Origin of the sequence: Puniceispirillum sp. (SeqCode) (assembly GCF_965657105.1) — a bacterium.
GTDB lineage: Bacteria > Pseudomonadota > Alphaproteobacteria > Puniceispirillales > Puniceispirillaceae > Puniceispirillum.
In genome coordinates, this window is the sequence record NZ_CBFHNB010000001.1 from 45,933 (window position 1) to 63,983 (window position 18,051).

The 18,051-nt window shown below is 48.8% G+C and carries 18 protein-coding genes; 7 read left to right on the plus strand and 11 right to left on the minus strand.

Annotated features, from left to right (window positions below; all coding sequences use genetic code 11):
• Nucleotides 1–81 precede the first annotated feature (81 nt).
• Nucleotides 82–594 carry a 2-oxo-4-hydroxy-4-carboxy-5-ureidoimidazoline decarboxylase gene (gene uraD, locus ACTF7Q_RS00195; RefSeq protein WP_438995841.1) on the plus strand — a complete coding sequence of 171 codons (513 nt, stop codon included), beginning with the start codon at nucleotides 82–84 and terminating at the stop codon, nucleotides 592–594.
• A 14-nt stretch (nucleotides 595–608) separates the two neighbouring features.
• Complete coding sequence (locus ACTF7Q_RS00200; protein ID WP_438995842.1) at nucleotides 609–2,054, plus strand: FAD-binding oxidoreductase; 1,446 nt, start codon at nucleotides 609–611, stop codon at nucleotides 2,052–2,054.
• A 48-nt stretch (nucleotides 2,055–2,102) separates the two neighbouring features.
• Here the strand turns inward: ACTF7Q_RS00200 and ACTF7Q_RS00205 are convergent, their stop codons facing one another.
• Nucleotides 2,103–3,605 (minus strand): CoA-acylating methylmalonate-semialdehyde dehydrogenase, encoded by a 1,503-nt coding sequence (locus ACTF7Q_RS00205; RefSeq protein WP_438995843.1) that lies wholly within the window; start codon nucleotides 3,603–3,605, stop codon nucleotides 2,103–2,105.
• Nucleotides 3,606–3,754: 149 nt separating this feature from the next.
• Here ACTF7Q_RS00205 and ACTF7Q_RS00210 point away from each other — a divergent pair, with 149 nt between their 5' ends.
• Nucleotides 3,755–4,657 carry a hypothetical protein gene (locus tag ACTF7Q_RS00210; protein WP_438995844.1) on the plus strand — a complete coding sequence of 301 codons (903 nt, stop codon included), beginning with the start codon at nucleotides 3,755–3,757 and terminating at the stop codon, nucleotides 4,655–4,657.
• A gap of 33 nt (nucleotides 4,658–4,690) precedes the next feature.
• Here the strand turns inward: ACTF7Q_RS00210 and ACTF7Q_RS00215 are convergent, their stop codons facing one another.
• Both ACTF7Q_RS00215 and ACTF7Q_RS00220 read right to left on the minus strand, forming a co-directional pair.
• Nucleotides 4,691–5,494, minus strand: a complete 804-nt coding sequence (locus ACTF7Q_RS00215; RefSeq protein WP_438995845.1) for an FAD binding domain-containing protein — start codon at nucleotides 5,492–5,494, stop codon at nucleotides 4,691–4,693.
• On the minus strand, nucleotides 5,487–5,984 hold the full coding sequence (locus tag ACTF7Q_RS00220) for a (2Fe-2S)-binding protein (RefSeq protein WP_438995846.1): 498 nt from the start codon (nucleotides 5,982–5,984) through the stop codon (nucleotides 5,487–5,489). The genes ACTF7Q_RS00215 and ACTF7Q_RS00220 overlap by 8 nt, the downstream gene beginning before the upstream one ends.
• 336 nt (nucleotides 5,985–6,320) lie before the next feature.
• Between ACTF7Q_RS00220 and ACTF7Q_RS00225 the strand changes: the two genes are divergently transcribed.
• On the plus strand, nucleotides 6,321–6,449 hold the full coding sequence (locus ACTF7Q_RS00225; protein ID WP_438995847.1) for a hypothetical protein: 129 nt from the start codon (nucleotides 6,321–6,323) through the stop codon (nucleotides 6,447–6,449).
• Nucleotides 6,450–6,482: 33 nt separating this feature from the next.
• Here the strand turns inward: ACTF7Q_RS00225 and ACTF7Q_RS00230 are convergent, their stop codons facing one another.
• The 5 genes from ACTF7Q_RS00230 to ACTF7Q_RS00250 all read right to left on the minus strand — a co-directional run bounded on the left by ACTF7Q_RS00230 (nucleotide 6,483) and on the right by ACTF7Q_RS00250 (nucleotide 11,475).
• Nucleotides 6,483–7,481 (minus strand): Ldh family oxidoreductase, encoded by a 999-nt coding sequence (locus ACTF7Q_RS00230; RefSeq protein WP_438995848.1) that lies wholly within the window; start codon nucleotides 7,479–7,481, stop codon nucleotides 6,483–6,485.
• 42 nt (nucleotides 7,482–7,523) lie between these two features.
• Nucleotides 7,524–8,570 (minus strand): quaternary amine ABC transporter ATP-binding protein, encoded by a 1,047-nt coding sequence (locus ACTF7Q_RS00235; RefSeq protein ID WP_438995849.1) that lies wholly within the window; start codon nucleotides 8,568–8,570, stop codon nucleotides 7,524–7,526.
• Nucleotides 8,563–9,453 carry an ABC transporter permease gene (locus ACTF7Q_RS00240; RefSeq protein WP_438995850.1) on the minus strand — a complete coding sequence of 297 codons (891 nt, stop codon included), beginning with the start codon at nucleotides 9,451–9,453 and terminating at the stop codon, nucleotides 8,563–8,565. The genes ACTF7Q_RS00235 and ACTF7Q_RS00240 overlap by 8 nt, the downstream gene beginning before the upstream one ends.
• A gap of 74 nt (nucleotides 9,454–9,527) precedes the next feature.
• Complete coding sequence (locus ACTF7Q_RS00245) at nucleotides 9,528–10,541, minus strand: glycine betaine ABC transporter substrate-binding protein (RefSeq protein WP_438995851.1); 1,014 nt, start codon at nucleotides 10,539–10,541, stop codon at nucleotides 9,528–9,530.
• Nucleotides 10,542–10,740: 199 nt separating this feature from the next.
• Nucleotides 10,741–11,475, minus strand: a complete 735-nt coding sequence (locus ACTF7Q_RS00250) for a class II aldolase/adducin family protein (RefSeq protein WP_438995852.1) — start codon at nucleotides 11,473–11,475, stop codon at nucleotides 10,741–10,743.
• 292 nt (nucleotides 11,476–11,767) lie between these two features.
• Between ACTF7Q_RS00250 and betB the strand changes: the two genes are divergently transcribed.
• Complete coding sequence (gene betB, locus ACTF7Q_RS00255; RefSeq protein ID WP_438995853.1) at nucleotides 11,768–13,198, plus strand: betaine-aldehyde dehydrogenase; 1,431 nt, start codon at nucleotides 11,768–11,770, stop codon at nucleotides 13,196–13,198.
• Here the strand turns inward: betB and ACTF7Q_RS00260 are convergent, their stop codons facing one another.
• Nucleotides 13,199–14,356 carry a glycosyltransferase gene (locus tag ACTF7Q_RS00260; protein WP_438995854.1) on the minus strand — a complete coding sequence of 386 codons (1,158 nt, stop codon included), beginning with the start codon at nucleotides 14,354–14,356 and terminating at the stop codon, nucleotides 13,199–13,201.
• Nucleotides 14,346–14,816 carry an Lrp/AsnC family transcriptional regulator gene (locus ACTF7Q_RS00265; protein ID WP_438995855.1) on the minus strand — a complete coding sequence of 157 codons (471 nt, stop codon included), beginning with the start codon at nucleotides 14,814–14,816 and terminating at the stop codon, nucleotides 14,346–14,348. The genes ACTF7Q_RS00260 and ACTF7Q_RS00265 overlap by 11 nt, the downstream gene beginning before the upstream one ends.
• A 200-nt stretch (nucleotides 14,817–15,016) precedes the next feature.
• On the opposite strand from ACTF7Q_RS00265, the gene ACTF7Q_RS00270 reads away from it, so the two are divergent.
• Nucleotides 15,017–15,982, plus strand: coding sequence for a class I SAM-dependent methyltransferase (locus ACTF7Q_RS00270; RefSeq protein ID WP_438995856.1), 966 nt, complete (start codon nucleotides 15,017–15,019; stop codon nucleotides 15,980–15,982).
• A gap of 7 nt (nucleotides 15,983–15,989) precedes the next feature.
• On the opposite strand, the gene ACTF7Q_RS00275 is transcribed toward ACTF7Q_RS00270, so the two are convergent.
• The gene (locus ACTF7Q_RS00275; RefSeq protein WP_438995857.1) at nucleotides 15,990–16,820 is read right to left on the minus strand and encodes a TrmH family RNA methyltransferase; all 831 of its coding nucleotides are present in this window, start codon (nucleotides 16,818–16,820) and stop codon (nucleotides 15,990–15,992) included.
• 225 nt (nucleotides 16,821–17,045) lie between these two features.
• Between ACTF7Q_RS00275 and ACTF7Q_RS00280 the strand changes: the two genes are divergently transcribed.
• The gene (locus tag ACTF7Q_RS00280) at nucleotides 17,046–18,035 is read left to right on the plus strand and encodes a GlxA family transcriptional regulator (RefSeq protein WP_438995858.1); all 990 of its coding nucleotides are present in this window, start codon (nucleotides 17,046–17,048) and stop codon (nucleotides 18,033–18,035) included.
• The last annotated feature ends 16 nt before the right edge of the window (nucleotides 18,036–18,051 follow it).

The following is an 18,051-nucleotide window of genomic DNA, read 5'->3' on the forward strand; positions in this document are numbered from 1 at the left end:
ACAATTTTTCATTGATTTAGCAAACTAATCTACACAAATGATGCCGACCCAAATGCGACCACATGAAAGGCTTATGAACTGATGAATAAACTTGCCTTGCACGAAATGCCAGAAGACCAATTGCTAGCATGCCTTGGCGGCATTTACGAACATTCAATATGGGTTGCCAAAGCTTTGCTAGATGGCGGCATCAGCAAAGCAGACAACGATCCCAACCTACTGGCACACCGTATGAAAGTCATTGTTGATGCAGCCAGTGACGAGGCAAAATTAACATTGCTACGCGCGCATCCCGAACTGGCTGGCAAGCTGGCTATTGCTGGTAATCTTACAGCCGAATCAACCGCTGAACAGGCCAGTGCTGGCCTTGATAAATGTTCGCAAGCAGAATTCGAACAATTCCAGAATCTCAACGCCGATTACACCGCTAAATTCGGACATCCTTTCATCATCGCCGTGCGCGGCCTGTCACGTGCCGATATTCTGGCCGCCTTTCATCAACGTATCAACAATGACCTAGCCACCGAATTTAACTCCGCCCTTAATGAAGTTCATAAAATTGCGCGCCTTCGGCTTTTTGAGTTGGCCGCCTGACTGGATAGATTGACATGAAGATAACCGAACAGGAAATGATAGATGAATGTCGCGCCATATGCGGCGATGCACATGTCGAAACTGGCAATGATATTGATCCCAAGTATCAGCGTGACTGGCTAGGCAAATACCCATCCAACCCCTTTATCGTTGTGCGTCCTGACAGCACTGAAAAAGTGGCCGCTTTGATGAAACTATGCACCGCCACCAAAACCGCAGTGATTCCGCTTGGTGGTAATTCAGGCCTGACTGGCGCAACGCAGGCGCATCCCGATCAAAAAGCCATGATCCTGTCGCTGGAACGGATGAATATGATCCGTGACGTCAGTGGTGATGGTCGTTATATGATTGCCGAGTCTGGTTGTATCGTCGAAAATCTACATAAGGCGGCAGATCAGGCGGGCTGGATGTTTCCCTTGGTTTTTGGTGCCAAGGGTACAGCACATATCGGCGGTGCCTTGGGCACAAATGCAGGCGGGTTAAATGTTGTACGATATGGGAATGCCCGTGCGCTATGTCTTGGCTTAGAAGTGGTCACAGCAGCAGGCGACATCATGAATTTGCTTCCGGCACTTAAAAAAGACAATACTGGCTATGATCTGGTCAATCTGATGATTGGCTCTGAAGGCACACTTGGCATCATCACCGCCGCAACCCTGACCTTGGTTCCAAAGCCAGCTGCCTATGCAACGGCAATGGTTGTTGTGCCAGATATGGAGGCGGCGCTAAAGCTGATGAACCTTGTGCAAATTCAAACTGGGGGCCGGCTAGAAGCCTATGAGCTTATGGATCAGGTGATTTATGATTTATGCGTCAATAATCTTGACCATGTCACTTCGCCTTTTGATTATAGTCCTGTGCTTAGCATATTGATGGAAATTGCCGCTGGCAGTCCTGATGATGTTAAGATGCACACTGATGGACGGCTAAATCTTTCCATCCAGCTTGAAACCATTCTGGCGTCGGCATTTGAACAAGGGCTTGCCGATGATGCCATTATCGCCAACTCCGAAGCCCAACGCCAAAATTTATGGGCGATGCGTGAAGGTGCGCTGGACGCCATACAGAAACATGGTAATTGGGTGATGAGCGATGTCAGCTTTCAGGTTGCCGATTTACCCAACGCTATTACCGACTTGAAGGCGGCTTTCGCGGCGGTGGCACCAGGGCCATTCTGTGTTGCCTTTGGTCATATGGGCGATGGCAATCTCCATGCTTTTGCGCGCCCTTATGATGAAGACCCAAAAGATCGCCCGAAAGAAGCCGCAGCGATCAAAGCGGCCTTGCGCGATACTGTGGTGAAATGGCATGGATCCATCAGTGCCGAACATGGAATTGGTCAGGATAAACAGGCCGAAATGAAACAGCTGAAAGATCCAGTTGCCTATGCCATGATGAAATCGATCAAAGCCGCTCTGGATCCTGACAACATTCTGAATCCAGGCAAAGTTCTGCTATAGACAGAAAACGAGTCATGCCAATAGCAGAATAATAACACTTTGATATTGCTATTTGGTGTCACTACCGGAGTGGAAATTAAAGACAGCACCTTCCTTGATCCCACTAGGCCAGCGTGCGGTTACCGTTTTCAACTTGGTGTAAAAACGGACACCTTCCATGCCATGAACAGCGTGATCACCAAACATAGAGGCTTTCCAGCCGCCAAAGCTATGATAGGCAACAGGCACCGGAATGGGCACATTGACGCCGACCATACCGATATTCACATTGGCCGCAAAATCACGCGCGGCGTCACCATCACGGGTGAAAATCGCTGTACCATTGCCATACTCATGATCAATCACAAGCTGGCGCGCATCCTCATAGGTTTTTGGACGCAGAACCGACAGCACAGGTCCAAAAATCTCGTCACGATAGACCGACATATCCGGGGTTACCCGGTCAATCAATGTACCGCCAACAAAATAGCCACCTTCATAGCCTTGCAAAGACAAGCCGCGACCATCAACAACAACCTCGGCACCATCTGCCTCGCCTTGGCTAATGTAATCTTCAACGCGCTTTTGCGATTCGCGGGTAATGACGGGGCCCATTTCAACACCGGGCTCATCATACTGACCGATTTTCAACGCCCGCACTTTTGGTGCCAGCTGTGCAACAAAACGATCAGCTGTATCATCACCAACCGCCAACACTGCCGAGATAGCCATACAGCGTTCACCGGCTGATCCGTAGGCCGCACCCATCGCGGCATCAACAGCCTGATCCATATCAGCATCGGGCATAATCACCATGTGATTCTTCGCACCGCATAAAGCCTGCACGCGTTTGCCATTATTACATCCACGGCCATAGATATATTTTCCAATCGCTGTCGAGCCAACAAAGCTAATGGCGCCCACATCAGGATGATCAAGCAATGTATCAACAGCTTCTTTGTCACCATTGACGACATTCAGGCACCCATCGGGCAGGCCAGCTTCGGTCAATAGGCGCGCCAGCAAAAGTGGTGCCGCCGGATCGCGCTCAGACGGCTTTAGAATGAAAGTATTACCGCAGGCCAAAGCCATTGGGAACATCCACATAGGCACCATTGCTGGAAAATTAAACGGGGTAATACCAGCCACAACACCAACAGGTTGACGTTGTGAATAGCTATCAACATTACCTGCCACCTGTGCTGAATAATCGCCTTTCAACAAATGCGGAATGCCACAGGCAAACTCAACAACTTCCATACCACGGGCAACTTCGCCCTTGGCATCGTCAAGTGTTTTGCCATGTTGAAGCGAAATGGCTGTTGCAATTTCGGTATGGTGACTTTTTAGCAAATCACGAAAATTAAACATGACCTGAGCGCGCTTGGCAGGCGGCGTCGCAGCCCATCCCGTTAGCGCGGCTTTGGCCGAAGCAACGGCCTGGTTCACTTCGTCAATGCTGGCCAAAGGCACAGACCCGATCACAGCACCCGTTGCGGGATTGTAAACATCTTGTTGTCTGCCGCTAGTTCCAGCGACTGCTGATCCGCCAATATAATGTGTATCTGTCATGATAAGTCCAAGCATGGCATCTATTACGATGCCTCTATAATGTTTAAGATATCTATATCTCGCACAACCTAAATGCCGGTGCAATTCAGAACTGCAAAATTATTGATCTTATCGCTATGATCTTTGCCAAGATCCTATATAAACGAATCATGGAATTATGGGTTTTACTGGCTATTTTGGCAGCAGCTACACAAGCTTTGCGTTCAGCCGTTCAAAAGAAAATGACGCCTCAGCTTGGTAGCTATGGCGCGAGCTATATCCGTTTTTCCTATTCCTTCCCCTTTGCTTGGGCGATTGTGCTTGCCTATATGATGCTGGTCAATGTTGGCATACCCAGCCTGCCACCAATGTTCTGGTTCTGGATCAACATCGCCGCAATCACGCAAATCGCTTTTACGATTCTTCTTATCATGCTGTTTTCGCATCGATCCTTTGCTGCCGCGGTTGCCTTTTCCAAAACCGAGGTGTTGCAAGCGGCACTGTTTGAAGCCATTATTCTTGGCGTTGTCGCCAGCCTGCAAACCGCCTTTGCCATCACGCTTGGTGTGGTGGCTACAATCATGCTGTCACTGGCAAAATCAAGTGTCACTAGCCATTCGATTATGCTTACGATTTTCTCGAAACAAACTGGGTTTGGACTTGGGGCTGGTGCCTTTCTGGGCTTTTGCACGGTCGCTTATGGCGCGGCCATAAAATACATACCCACAGATGATGTGATGCTGAATGCTGGATTGACCGCAGCCATTGCCGTCACAATCCAGACGCTTGGTTTTGGAGCTTGGATGTATGTCGCAAAACGCCATGAACTGGTCGCCAGCTTCGTATATTGGCGCGAAAGCACCATGGCGGGTTTATGGGGCACACTTTGTAGCCTGTTTTGGTTTGCGGCCTTCGCCATGCACGCTGTTGCCCCGGTACGCGCGGTTGGACAAATCGAATTGCTTATGAGCATCGGTTTTTCTTACTTCTATTTTAAAGAAAAAATCAGCCTGACCGAACTGATCGCCATAGCACTACTGGCACTGTCCATCATTCTGGTGTTGCTGGCCTAGCCAAGGCACAATCAGGCCAGTTTCAGGCCAGTTTCAGGCCAGTAATTTTATCACCGCCTGCTTTGCCATTTGCACAACAAGATGCGCCCTAAAATCAGCATTGGCATGCATGTCAGATAGCAATAAATCCGGATCAACTGACACATCATCAAGCACATCAGGGTTAAACCGCTTTTCCAAGGCCGCTTCAATGTCACTAGCCCTGAACACACCATCCTGACCAGCACCAGTCACCGCAACTTTGACCTGCCCATCATGCCGCTTGGCGACACATACACCAGCCAACGCATATCGTGATGCCGGGTTGGGGCATTTTACATAGGCACATATCTGATCAAGTGGAAAATGAATAGCGGTAATGATTTCATGCCCATCCAACGCTGTTTCAAACATACCAACAAAAAAATCGTCTGCTGCAAAGATTTGTTGGTCAGTGTGAATAGTGGCACCGGTTGCTAATAATGCCGCCGGATAGCACGCGGCTGGATCATTATTGGCAACTGAGCCCCCAATTGTGCCACGGTTACGCACATGCGGGTCACCAATCTGCCCGGCAAGATCAGCCACGCCGGGCAAATAGCTACGCACCAATTCATGACCCGCAACCAGCGCATGAGATGCCATCGCACCTATCTGCATATTATTATCGCTGACCGTAATCTTGGTAATATCAGCTATGCCACCAAGATCGACAAGCATATCAGGCGCGGCTAAACGCTGTTTTAGCGTCGGGATAAGGGTCATGCCGCCAGCCAGTAATTTTCCATCTTCCGCCGCCGTCAGAAAATCACGCGCCGACGCATAGCTGTGGGCTTTCTTATAGATCAGATCATACATGATCTACCTCATCCACCATATCACTAGCACTCATCACGCGCGCCGCCTGCTGAACTGATTTGATAATATTGTTATAGCCAGTACAGCGACAGATATTCCCTTCAAGAGCGCGGCTAATTTCATCAATGTCAGTCGTCGGATTATGCGCCAGAAAATCAACTGCCGTCATGATCATGCCTGGCGTGCAATAGCCACATTGCAAACCGTGATTATCAATGAATGCCTGTTGAACCGGATGCAGATCATCACCCTTGGCCAAACCTTCGATTGTGGTTAGCCGCGCGCCATCTGCTTGCACAGCCAGCATGGTGCACGCCTTTATCGCCATCCCATCAAGATGAATAACACAGGCACCACACTGGCTCGTATCACATCCGATATGCGTACCTGTCAGCTGCAACATTTCGCGCAAAAAAACACCAAGTAGCATAGTGTCTTCGACATCGGCTGTTACTGGCGTCTCATTCACAACAAGATTAACGATAGTCATTATTGCGGCCTTTCACATCATCTGTCATCAAACATGCCGATATGCCAGCAGCTTATGACAAAGCTATCCTTGCGCCAATTTATACCAAGGTCAATATTACCGGACTACATATATAATATCAGTTAGATACTGTTGATATATTTTATAAAATAGCCCAATAAGCCGCGTGGAAGAGGGCGTTTCACCAAAGCTGGATCGATAATATGATGCAAACTTGGCCTGACTTGCCTTTAAACCCTGACTTGCCTTTTAACATAGTGATGGTTTTTACAGCCCTAGGCATTCACACGCTTTGTTTGGCTAAACGGAGCATTCGAGGCAGGTTGACAGGTGGTTATGCAGCGGATTGCAAACCCAGTAGCTGCATCTATTTACCTGACCGGCAAGCTTTACAATTATGAAGATGGACTGGAAGGCTTCAAGGCCTTTGTCGAAAACCGTGGTGCTGTCTGGAAAGACAAATAGGGCACAGGCTAACGTCGCCAGCGCCACCAGCACCTAGACGACAAGACCCTCGATGGTCTCAAGAAGAGCCGCATTAACAGCGCGTGCGCCTGTATCAAGGCGGTTTTTATGGCGGCGGGCACCAGGCAATCGCACACCATCCATTGCATTGAGCTTGGCCACAAAGCCCTCAACATGCTCTGACCAGTCAGGCCCTGCAATAATATCGGGGGACATGGCAAGAATCATTTCACCGCCACGGGCAGGTCCACCATCACCATTGTCATTTTCTTTGGCTTCAAAGCTAAATTGTTCCCCTGTCAAGCCAGCAGCCAGCAATTCAACCATCATCGAAATCGCCGAGCCTTTATAGCCACCAAATGGCAAAAGAACACCTTTCGCGATTTGAGCTGGATCAGTCGTTGGCTTACCATCCTGATCAAGACCAGTACCTATAGGGACTGTTCGCCCATCGCGCGCGGCAATCTGTATGTCACCCATCGCCATTGACGCTGTTGCCATATCATATACCACCGGCGTTGAACCAGGACGCGGCCATGCAAAGGAAATTGGATTCGTTCCAAACAGAGCTGTCGTTGATCCAGCTGGCGCAACCGCCGGCATATAGGCTGTACAGGCAATACCAACAAGACCACGATCGGCCAGAAATTCGGTTTCGGGCCATAGGGCGGCAAAATGGTGAACACCAATCAGTGATAAAGCACCAATGCCAATCTCTTTGGCCGCTTCAGCCAGAACCGGCAAACCGGCGGCTTGCGCGATGGGGGCAAAACAGCCATGTCCATCAACCTGAATAACTGCTGGTGTGATTTTAGTGACTGTTGGTTTTGCCTTGCCATTAACCTTACCGCTTCGCAGTGCTTTAACATATCCTGGCACGCGAAACAGGCCATGTGAATGCGACCCGTCACGTTCGGCACGTGTCATTATATCTGCCAGGGCCATAGCATTCTCGTCGTCACAGCCATTGGCCAGCATAACGCGGATAATCAGAGCGCTTATTTCATCGAGCGTCAGGTCAACAGTACTCATGGCAACAGCTTTCTGTGTATCAGGTATTACTTGAAGCGCGTATTACTTGTAGCGCGGTGTCGCTGAATCCCGATCTGGGCGGGCAATGGCCGCGATCGCTGTTTCCAAAGACACCGAACCAACCGTTTTACCTTTATCATCTACACAGCATCCCGTTGACACACCTTGCTTTGTCATCTGCTGTAACGCGACCTCAATAGGCGTATCACAAGTCAGCTTGGGACCAGATGCGCGTGATGCCGCCTTCATGATTGAACGTACCTCGATAACACGACCCCGGTTGATATCCTTGATGAAGTCAGAAATATAGTCATCTGATGGGCGCATGATAATATCCTGCGGGTCACCTTGCTGGATCACTTCACCATCGCGCAAGATGGAAACCTGATCGCCAATACGCAAGGCTTCGTCAAGGTCATGCGTGATAAACACAATGGTCTTGTGCAATTCTTCCTGCAGATCAAGCAGGATATCTTGCATATCCGTCCGGATCAGCGGATCAAGAGCCGAAAAGGCTTCGTCCATCAACAGGATTTCAGCGTCAGTTGCCAGTGCCCGCGCCAAACCAACACGCTGTTGCATGCCGCCTGATAGCTGTGCAGGATAATGATTTTCAAACCCCCCAAGGCCAACCCGGTCAATCCAATGCTGGGCACGCTCTTTGGCTTCGGCCTCAAGCACCCCCTGAATGGTCAGACCATAAGCCGCATTCTGGGCCACAGTTCTGTGTGGTAGTAATGCGAATTTCTGGAACACCATTGATGATTTATGCCGGCGGAATTCACGCAGATCTTCTGGTGACATCGCCAGCACATCTTCGCCATCAACAATCATCTGACCTTCGGTCGGCTCGATCAAACGGTTAATATGGCGTATCAAAGTTGACTTACCGGACCCCGACAGGCCCATGATAACCTGAATACGCTTTGCCGGAATATCAATATTGATATCCCGCAAACCTAGCACGTGACCATGTTCATCAAGCAAACTTTGCTTAGTGGCACCCGCACGAACATATTCCATGGCACGTTTTGGATTATCACCAAACACTTTATAGAGTTTGCTAATTTTAATTTTTGTATCAGTCATGGTCAGCTCCTTGGCGGTGGGCTTGTAAACGCCGCCCATAAGCTTGTGAAACACGGTCAAAGATAATTGCCAAAGCCACGATGGCAAGGCCATTCATGAGGCCAAGCGCAAGATACTGGTTTGCAACTGCCTGAAGCACAGGAACGCCAAGCCCCTTCACACCAATCATTGACGCGATAACCACCATGGCCAGAGCCATCATAATTGTCTGGTTCACCCCAGCAAAAATATTTGGAAGCGCCAACGGAATCTGCACGCCAAAGAGACGTTGTTTATAATTAGCACCAAAGGCATCGGCGGCCTCGAGCACTTCCTTATCAACAAGGCGTATGCCAAGGTTGGTCAAACGGACAATCGGCGGGATTGCATAAATACAAACCGCAATCATGCCAGGTACCTTGCCGATTCCCAGTAACATTACAACCGGAATCAGATACACAAAGCTCGGGATTGTCTGCATAATATCTAGTATGGGCGTAATGATTGATTGCGCCCGGTTTGACCTTGCCATCAATATGCCTAACGGAATGCCAAAACCAATACATATTAACGTGGCAACAGAAATAATCGCCAACGTCGCCATTGTGTCTTCCCACATGCCAAAACGGCCAATGATGAAAAATGCGATAATTGACCCTAACGCCAACTTCCAACTGCGTGAACCAAGCCATGCAAGTCCGGCGATGATGCCTATAATGATTGGCCAAGGCGTTGCAATCAGAAGTCTTTCAAACCAGATCATAAATTGAAGAAGTGGGTCAAAAAACGACTCTAAACTCTCACCATAATTACGTGAGAAAGACTTAAAGGCAAAATCGACAGTTTTTTTAATATCGCGGAGTTCTTGTCGCCCTAATTCGGGAAACTCTTCTAGAAATTCCATTTCTGGCACCTATAGATTAAATATTAACAGGCCTGCCAGTTTCCTGGCAGACCAAAGTTTTGAGTGAGGCTATTTTACAGAGCCGCCTTAACTTTTGCAGCAACATCTGATGATACCCAGCTAGACCAGACATCACTATGCTTTGACAAGAACTCATAAGCGGCATCTTCACCGTTTGCTTGCTCTTCAGTCATGTAAACGAGCATACCGTTCATAACCGGGCCTGGGTAAACACGCTTTGTCAAATAGTCATTGGCATCACCAGCACGCTTCTTGAAGTCATCAGTAATAACAGTGTTCACAACTGACTCTGTCCAAGCAGATGGCTTTGGGTCTTCACACTCTTGCTCTGGCAGGGCAATACAACCATCCCAGTTATCTGCACCAGCGAAAGGCACGCCGAAATCCATCATCTGCATGTCGTATTTACCAATCATATCAGTTGGTGCCCAATAATAACCAAGCCAGTTCTGTTTGCTATCTGCTGCTTTTGAAATTGAGCCATTGAGACCTGCAGATGAACCAGGATCAACCAGCAACCAGCCTTTGGCTTCCATATCAAAGGCGCGATACAGATTATTGGTGGTCAACTGGCAATTCCAGCCTGATGGACATGTGTGAAGCGCACCTTTTGATGGATCTTCGGGATGCGGGAACAAGTCAGGACGCTCAATAACATCCAAAACAGACTTCAACTCAGGATGATCTTTCAACGTGTGCGGCAAAACAAACCAACCTTCACCAAGGCCTGTGATTGGGGCAGCAGACGCAATATGCAAGCGGCCTTCATCAACAGCTACAGCAAGGGGCCGTGCAACAGCATTAGCCCACAGCTCAGGGGCAATATCCGGCACACCCTTTTCCATCATTGACGTGGCAGTAGGCATTGTGTCGCCTGGCACGATTTCAACTTCGCATCCATAGCCTTCTGACAGGATGATTTTGTCAACTTGCGCCATTAACGCTGCAGAATTCCAGTTCATCTCTGCAATTGTTACAGTTCCACAATGGCCATCAGCAGACGCCTGACCAGCAAGACCGATCGCACCTGAGGCAATTATGGCTGTAGATAAAAGTATCTTTTTCATTTGGGTTTCCTCTCCCGTTTCTTAATGTTGGGCACTTTGTGCCACCGTTATTGCCATAAACTTTAGTTATGACATCGCAAAAAATAGTTCAAATCACGACATATGACGGTGCAATTACACCATTTACAAATATCCAAACTCATCTAAGACATGCTGTGATTTGTTAATTAGTAACACTTTAACGCCTTAAACTGTCAAATCAATGCCTATATTCTGGCTCTTCTTCGTCAAGGATCGTGCGAATCGCCGTCAGATGTGCCTCTTGGTCAGTATCATAATGTTCCCATTGCGATGCTGTTTTTTCAGCAACATCGTCAGAAACATACGCCAATGGCATGCCCGATGACAAAGCCGTTATATATGTGCGGCACCCACGCTCAAAATGATAAGCAAGGTCAAATGCCAGTGACGGCGTTTCAGCCACCGTCATCAAACCGTGGCTTCCCATCATCATGGTGCGGCGATTACCAAGCAAGGTTGATAAACGTTCCGCTTCATCATCAAGACCCATACCATCAAAACCGGTATCTATGGCAACTCTGTTATGATAACGGCAGGTTGTCTGGTCTATGGCGGGCAAGGATGGGTCTTTTAAGGCACTAAGCGCGGTCGCATAATGCGTGTGAAGATGCACGATACATCGCGCCTGAGGGTTATTACGATGCATTGCACCATGGATCGCCCATGCTGTCGGATCAATATTATCAGCTTGTTCCTTGGCCGACTTGTGCGCATCCAGCAACAATAGATCACTGGCTTTCATCTTTGAAAAATGCACACCATAGGGATTCATCAAGAATTGCTGGCCGTCATCTGAAACAGCATAGGAAAAATGATTCGCAATACCCTCATGCATGTTTTCACGTGCTGTCCATCTAAAAATGGCGGCTAGATCACAGCGTGCTTCATCAAGATCAACAACTATGTTTGACATCGTTTACCTCCCAGACTTTATCACAATCCTTAATTGGATTCATGATTCGTCCATAACAGTATGGTGCCGAAAAGATCGGGGGTTTGTCCAGACCAATTTATCTGCCAAAGATGAACCAGAATTGACATTTAACGCATAATCGGCAAAGGCTGATACTTAAACAAGGCTGGTTTGCTATTTAGCTGGCTGAAAAGGCGGCAGATAGATACAAATGCCCCCCGAAACATAATATTAAGTATCATAATATTAAGAATCACAATTCTAGAATCCTATTTAACAAGGTTAAAGAATCATGCAGAGATGCCAGTCCATAATCGCAGGTAAACCCGTTGCAAGCGGCGAATCGCCAATCGAGAAACGTTATCCGGCAACAGGTGAAATTATCGCCCATATAGAGCCAGCAACATTGGCGATGCTGGATCAAGCAGTAACCGCCGCAACAGCCGCGCAAAAAATATGGGCGCGCACCGACCGCACCGAACGCGCGCGTATTCTGCACAAAGCGGCCGGTTTGATGCGCGACGCGAATGATGAACTAGCCCGCCTTGAAGTGCAGGATGTTGGCAAACTATATAGTGAAGCGGTCTCAGGTGATGTGCCTAGCGGTCCTGATGCGCTTGATTATTTTGCGTCTTTATCGGCAACCATGACAGGCGACCATTTTAGCTGGGAAGATGCCATCGGCTATTCTGAGCGCATCCCGCTTGGGGTTTGCGCCGGCATTGGGGCGTGGAATTATCCGGTGCAGATTGCTTGCTGGAAAGCTGCACCCGCACTGGCAACAGGTAATGCCTTTATTCTAAAGCCGTCTGAAGAAACCCCTCTTAGCGGCCAACGCATCGCCGAACTTTTCCATGACGCAGGCCTGCCAGATGGTCTATTCCAGATTATTCATGGCGACTACCGCATTGGCAAGGCCATTTGCGAACATCCTGGCATTGCCAAGATATCGCTCACAGGCGGTGTTGAAACAGGCAAGCTGATTATGGCACAAAGCGCATCCACACTCAAAAAAGTAACCTTAGAGCTTGGCGGTAAGTCACCGCTTATTGTGTTTGATGATTGTGATTTTGATCTGGCGGTTCAAACCGCACTTGACGCCAATTTCTATACCGCTGGCGAAGTATGCTCAAATGCAACCCGCGTCTTCGTTCAGGACACAATCGCCGAAGATTTTGTCGCCGCGATGGTTGAAAAAACAAGCGCGATGAGCGTAGGAGACCCCATGGCGGCTGATATACAGATGGGGGCATTAATTTCCGAAAAGCATCTGGGACGGGTTCTTGATTATGTTGACATCGGACGAAATGAGGGGGCCACCATTGCCACGGGCGGTAACCGCGTTCACCCTCAGGGGTTTGAAAATGGCTATTTTATGGAACCCACAATTCTGACAAATTGCACCGACGATATGCGCGTTGTCCGTGAAGAAATATTCGGCCCCGTGATGTCAGTTCTGACTTTCAGCACCGAAGATGAAGCGGTAACCCGGGCGAATGATACTAAATTTGGACTTGGAGCTGGTCTGATGACCAAAGATTTGTCACGCGCGCATCGTGTTGCCAGCCAACTTGAATCAGGCAATGTATGGGTGAATACATTTAATATTCTGCCGCCAGGAATGCCATTTGGCGGCGCCAAGAGTTCAGGCTTTGGACGTGAAAACGGCATCTATGCCATCGAAGCCTACACTGAGGTCAGATCAACCTATATTCAATTATAATCATTCAAATAGATTTGGTGGTTTGGTTGGTGCGTAATGCGAGGCCAACATGCTTTGCAATTTGGCGGATTGTGTTGCCGCGTCGAATTCAGCGCGCAACCGGCGTTGGGCTTTTGCCACCATCGCTGGCACATTGGATATGGACGCAAAGCGCGTTAGTGCCGATGCTAGCGACGCACTGTCATTTTCCGTTGCCAGAATACCGCTGACATTATCGGTAATGATTTCGGGAATGCCTGCATGATTGGTGGCGATCACCGGACAACCAGCGCGAATAGCTTCAAGGATCACCGTTGGCAGCCCCTCACAATCACCATCTGGCGCTTGATGACTTGGCACCACGACCGCACTGCATGACCGCATCCGCAAGGCCAATTGTTCAGGTGTTTGCCAACCCAGAAATGAAACATTCGGAATACCGTTCGCCATCTCACGAAGCTGATTTGCATCCGGACCAGTGCCTGCAATATCAAGCCCTTTTATGCCATTAGCCTTACCGCTTTGATGTAGCATTCGTAAGGCTGTCAGCAAAACATCAACACCCTTTTTACCTACCAAACGGCCAATGAATAATAACCGGCCATCCCGTGATGTTGGTGCTTGAATATCCGCTAGATCGATTCCGATATAATGGGTAATCAGCTTATGCTTGGGAAAGCCCTGCGCCTCAAGTCGCCGTGCCACAAAATTGGATACACATAAAAATCCATTCGCATATTCTTGAAGTGACGTCAGCCGTCTTTGATAGATAGTGGGCAACAAACGTGTGCGTTCATGCGTAAATTTAGTTGCATCACCACCGTGATAGGTCACATAAAGCGGAATACCCAACCGCTCTGCAACTGGCAAAGCCAGTGCCCCCCCACGTCCAAAATGCGCGTGAAGAACCTGCGGTTGTAATGCCCGCAAAGACTTGTAAAATGGTGAAAATCCGGTTTGTTTGAAAATCGTCGTGCCAAGCGCTGTTCGCGCTGTTAGGCGCTTTGGCGCGTCAAGTTCATTGGCGCGCCAGCCAATTTTATTTGCAAGATAGACTGGGCGTAATCGGTCAAAACTGATGTAGTGTGATGCAATGAAACCTTCCGAGGGCAATAAAAGCTTATCCCTGAAAATCAGGCATGTCTGATGGTGCGCATCATTCGGCATATCAATTGTCATCCTCGCTCCCTGACAGGGGTAAAGCAGTGGTATATTTTATTTCTTCCATCGCAAAGGATGAACTGACATCGGTGAGCTCGACATTGGCAATCAATGTTTGATAAAAGCGATCATAGGCCTTCATATCCGGCACCACAACCCGAAGCAGATAGTCAACCTCACCACTCATGCGGTAAAACTCCACAACTTCAGGCATGCCCGCCACCATATCAGCAAAGTTTTTGAGCCAGTCAGCATTATGCTGATCAGTGCGCACAGCAACAAAGACCGACATGCCCACACCCATTTTCTGTGGGTCCAGCAACGCAACACGTTTCCGGATTAAGCCATCTTCTTCCATGCGCTGGATGCGTCGCCAGCATGGCGTGACCGACAACCCCACCTTGCGCGCAATATCGGCAACGGGCTGGGCTGCATTGTTTTGAAGTTCGGCAAGAATTTTTCTGTCTGTTTTATCCATGATAAAAGGTCCATTAGGTTTTGGACAAAATTGGTGGCAAAAACACAATTAAAACGCAAAATCATTGCTAATCTGTAACACAAATATCGATAATAGGGAAAAAATATCTAGTTCTTTAGAATGCCACTATTGTGATTTTCTTGAACAAGGCATATTTCAACGCTTGCATTCAGCAAAGGCTATCGGCAGTATCACGCCTCATGGCACAGACAGAACCAAACCTTATCAATCTAGTCAAAGTTGACATGCCGCAGCCTGCCATTGTGACCAGCAATGACTGGCATGATTATGCGCTTATCGATAGCGGACATCAGCGCAAATTAGAACGATTTGGAAAATTCTATTTTATTCGTCCTGAGCCACAGGCGATGTGGTCGCCGCGCCTTGATGAAGGTGCGTGGCAAGCCGATGGCGTCTTTGTTGCTAGCCATAACGAAACTGACAGCGGTGAAGGCGGTGGCTGGAAACTGCAAAACAACCTGCCTGATAATTGGCTGGTCAGCTATCAGAATTTGCGCTTTTTTGCGCGCCCAACACCATTTCGCCATCTTGGCTTTTTCCCCGAACAGGCCGCGCATTGGGACTGGTGTGCTGATGCGATCAAACAACGCCTTATCAGCCAGCCAGACACACGTCCGCGCATACTGAATCTGTTTGCCTATTCAGGCGTTGCAAGTTTGCACGCCGCCGCCGCCGGGGCTGATGTCACACATCTTGACGCCAGTAAAAAGGCAGTGGCTCACGCTTTTGAAAATCGCGACGCGTCGGACATGCAAGATGCGCCGATCCGCTTTATCACCGATGACGCCATGCGTTTTGTCGAACGTGAAATCAGACGTGGACGCCACTATGATGGCATTATTATGGACCCCCCAAAATATGGCCGCGGGCCAAAAGGCGAATTTTGGCGTATCGAAGACGATCTGCCAGCTTTATTGAAAGCATGTCGGAGACTGTTATCAGACAATCCTCTTTTCATGGTGCTGACCATTTATGCCATTCGCGCATCGTCCTTGGCTGCGCATTATGCTATGGCCGAAGCGGTCAACGGTCTTGGCGGCACCGTCACCTGTGGCGAACTGGCTGTGCAAGAAGACATGATCAAAGAGCATGACGCAAGACGGGTGGTATCGCAGGCCAATTTTGCCCGCTGGCATGCGGGGTGATTTCAGCCTATCGGCGGTTTCGCAACGCCTCATATAAAGTGACGCCTGTTGCCACTGCAAGATTCAACGAGTCCGAACGTCCTAACATCGGCAGACGGATCAACTGTGTACAAAGCTGCATCAGGCTAGGGGGCAAACCAGCCTGTTCATTGCCCATCAAGATCATCAATGCGCCACTATAATCAGCATCTCGGTAATCAACAGAGGCGGGCAAAGCCGTGCCAATAATCTGGCCGTCTTGGTTTGTCCATTGCCGGGCAAATGCAACGAAATCTGGCTGATTGCATTGCACAATTTCAACGTTGAATATGGCTCCCATTGATGCGCGCACCGCTTCAACCGAATATGGGTCTGTGCAATCGTCAATCAGGATGATGCCTCTGGCACCAGCCGCATCAGCACTGCGCATGATGGTGCCCAGATTGCCCGGATCACGCACGCGATCAAGCGCCACCCATGGACGAGATGGATCAGGCGCAACCGCATCAAGATCAGTCCATTTTTGTCGAAACGCGCCAAGCAGCATTTGCGGATTGTCTTTGCGGCTGATTCGTTGCAACAGCTTTTCGGACATCGGCAAGGCGCGCCCATCGGCACGATCAAGTGCATCCAGCAGCTTTCGCACATGTGTTTCATTGTCGCGACCTGCCAGAAATGCAAGCCTATGCATGTCCCAACCAAGCGCAACAGCTTCATTGCATATGCGCGTTCCTTCAGCCAGAAACCAGCCTGACTGGCGCCGGTATTTGCGTTCATGCAAAGCGCGCAGAAACTTGACCTCAGCATTGGCGGTGCTGGTAATTGGTGCCGGAATAGTTACGTGGTGGTTGTTTGTCATGAGCGCTATGTAGCAAAATTGTGGAGATGACACCATAGCTTGTGCATCTACGAAAGTTCATATATCGCGGCTCTTTTGCTTGGAAAGCATCATGCAACCGCAATGAAGAATTATTTTAGATCAAAATGACGTGAATTTGCACTTTTTTATTTGGCTTGCGACAAATTCCCCATAATGTGGTGATTATTAAAAGGGTAAAACCCCGCCGCTTTGAAGGATACCATGATGAGCGCACAAACCATAAAAAGCCTCTTGCGAAATGACGATCAAGCATCAACGCAAAAAATTGGATTTTTACTTTTAAATGATTTTTCCATGCTGGCTTTTTCCGCCGCGATTGAACCTTTGCGAGTAGCTAATCGGCAAAGCAACAAAGACCTGTTCGACTGGGTGATTGCCAGCATTGATGGGACCCCAAGCATGGCTAGTAATGGCGTGGTTATTTCGTGCGATGGCGCCTCTGATATTCTACAGAACTGCCGCATGGTATTCGTCTGTGCTGGCGTCAATGTACGCGCCAACACCAATAAGTCAGTTTTGAATATTGTCCGGCGTCTCGACCGCAATGGAGCCGTGATTGGCGCGATCTGTACCGGCACCTATGTCATGGCGGCGGCAGGTTTGCTTGAAGGACGACGCTGCACAATACACTGGGAAAATATCGATGGGTTAGCCGAGGAATTTCCTGAACTGGAAATCACCAATGACCTGTTTGAGGTTGATGGCACACGCGTCACCTGCTCGGGCGGAACCGCGGCTCTTGATATGATGCTGAACTTGATCACGCAAACACATGGTGCACAGCTTGCAGCCGAGGTGTCAGATCAATTTATTCATGACCGTATCCGCGAACCCACCGACCGCCAGCGTATGGAACTTCGTTCACGTATTGGTGTCAGCCATCCAAAATTGCTTGCTGTTGTCAAAACCATGGAAGACAATCTGGAAGAACCACTGGCGCAAACAGCCATTGCCCGCATGACAAATCTGTCAACACGGCAGCTTGAACGCTTATTTAGAAAATATCTGAATACTACGCCAACACGTTACTATTTGAATTTGCGACTAGCGCGTGCACGGCATCTTTTAAGACAGACATCAATGTCGATACTGTCTGTTGCACTGGCCTGTGGTTTTGTATCTGCATCGCATTTTTCAAAATGCTATCGTGAATGCTATGGCCGAACACCGCGCGCTGAACGAAGCCCAAATTAGCGCCGTTTTAAGCGCC

Bases quoted from the DNA above. Each gene is read 5' to 3' on its own strand.
- betB (WP_438995853.1), top strand. From the start codon at position 11,768: ATGCAGAGATGCCAGTCCATAATCGCAGGTAAACCCGTTGCAAGCGGC.
- ACTF7Q_RS00240 (WP_438995850.1), bottom strand. From the start codon at position 9,453: ATGGAATTTCTAGAAGAGTTTCCCGAATTAGGGCGACAAGAACTCCGC.
- ACTF7Q_RS00220 (WP_438995846.1), bottom strand. From the start codon at position 5,984: ATGACTATCGTTAATCTTGTTGTGAATGAGACGCCAGTAACAGCCGAT.
- ACTF7Q_RS00250 (WP_438995852.1), bottom strand. From the start codon at position 11,475: ATGTCAAACATAGTTGTTGATCTTGATGAAGCACGCTGTGATCTAGCC.
- ACTF7Q_RS00235 (WP_438995849.1), bottom strand. From the start codon at position 8,570: ATGACTGATACAAAAATTAAAATTAGCAAACTCTATAAAGTGTTTGGT.
- ACTF7Q_RS00270 (WP_438995856.1), top strand. From the start codon at position 15,017: ATGGCACAGACAGAACCAAACCTTATCAATCTAGTCAAAGTTGACATG.
- ACTF7Q_RS00280 (WP_438995858.1), top strand. From the start codon at position 17,046: ATGAGCGCACAAACCATAAAAAGCCTCTTGCGAAATGACGATCAAGCA.
- ACTF7Q_RS00230 (WP_438995848.1), bottom strand. From the start codon at position 7,481: ATGAGTACTGTTGACCTGACGCTCGATGAAATAAGCGCTCTGATTATC.
- ACTF7Q_RS00215 (WP_438995845.1), bottom strand. From the start codon at position 5,494: ATGTATGATCTGATCTATAAGAAAGCCCACAGCTATGCGTCGGCGCGT.
- ACTF7Q_RS00200 (WP_438995842.1), top strand. From the start codon at position 609: ATGAAGATAACCGAACAGGAAATGATAGATGAATGTCGCGCCATATGC.
- ACTF7Q_RS00210 (WP_438995844.1), top strand. From the start codon at position 3,755: ATGGAATTATGGGTTTTACTGGCTATTTTGGCAGCAGCTACACAAGCT.
- ACTF7Q_RS00265 (WP_438995855.1), bottom strand. From the start codon at position 14,816: ATGGATAAAACAGACAGAAAAATTCTTGCCGAACTTCAAAACAATGCA.
- ACTF7Q_RS00260 (WP_438995854.1), bottom strand. From the start codon at position 14,356: ATGACAATTGATATGCCGAATGATGCGCACCATCAGACATGCCTGATT.
- ACTF7Q_RS00275 (WP_438995857.1), bottom strand. From the start codon at position 16,820: ATGACAAACAACCACCACGTAACTATTCCGGCACCAATTACCAGCACC.
- ACTF7Q_RS00245 (WP_438995851.1), bottom strand. From the start codon at position 10,541: ATGAAAAAGATACTTTTATCTACAGCCATAATTGCCTCAGGTGCGATC.
- ACTF7Q_RS00225 (WP_438995847.1), top strand. From the start codon at position 6,321: ATGCAGCGGATTGCAAACCCAGTAGCTGCATCTATTTACCTGACCGGC.
- ACTF7Q_RS00205 (WP_438995843.1), bottom strand. From the start codon at position 3,605: ATGACAGATACACATTATATTGGCGGATCAGCAGTCGCTGGAACTAGC.
- uraD (WP_438995841.1), top strand. From the start codon at position 82: ATGAATAAACTTGCCTTGCACGAAATGCCAGAAGACCAATTGCTAGCA.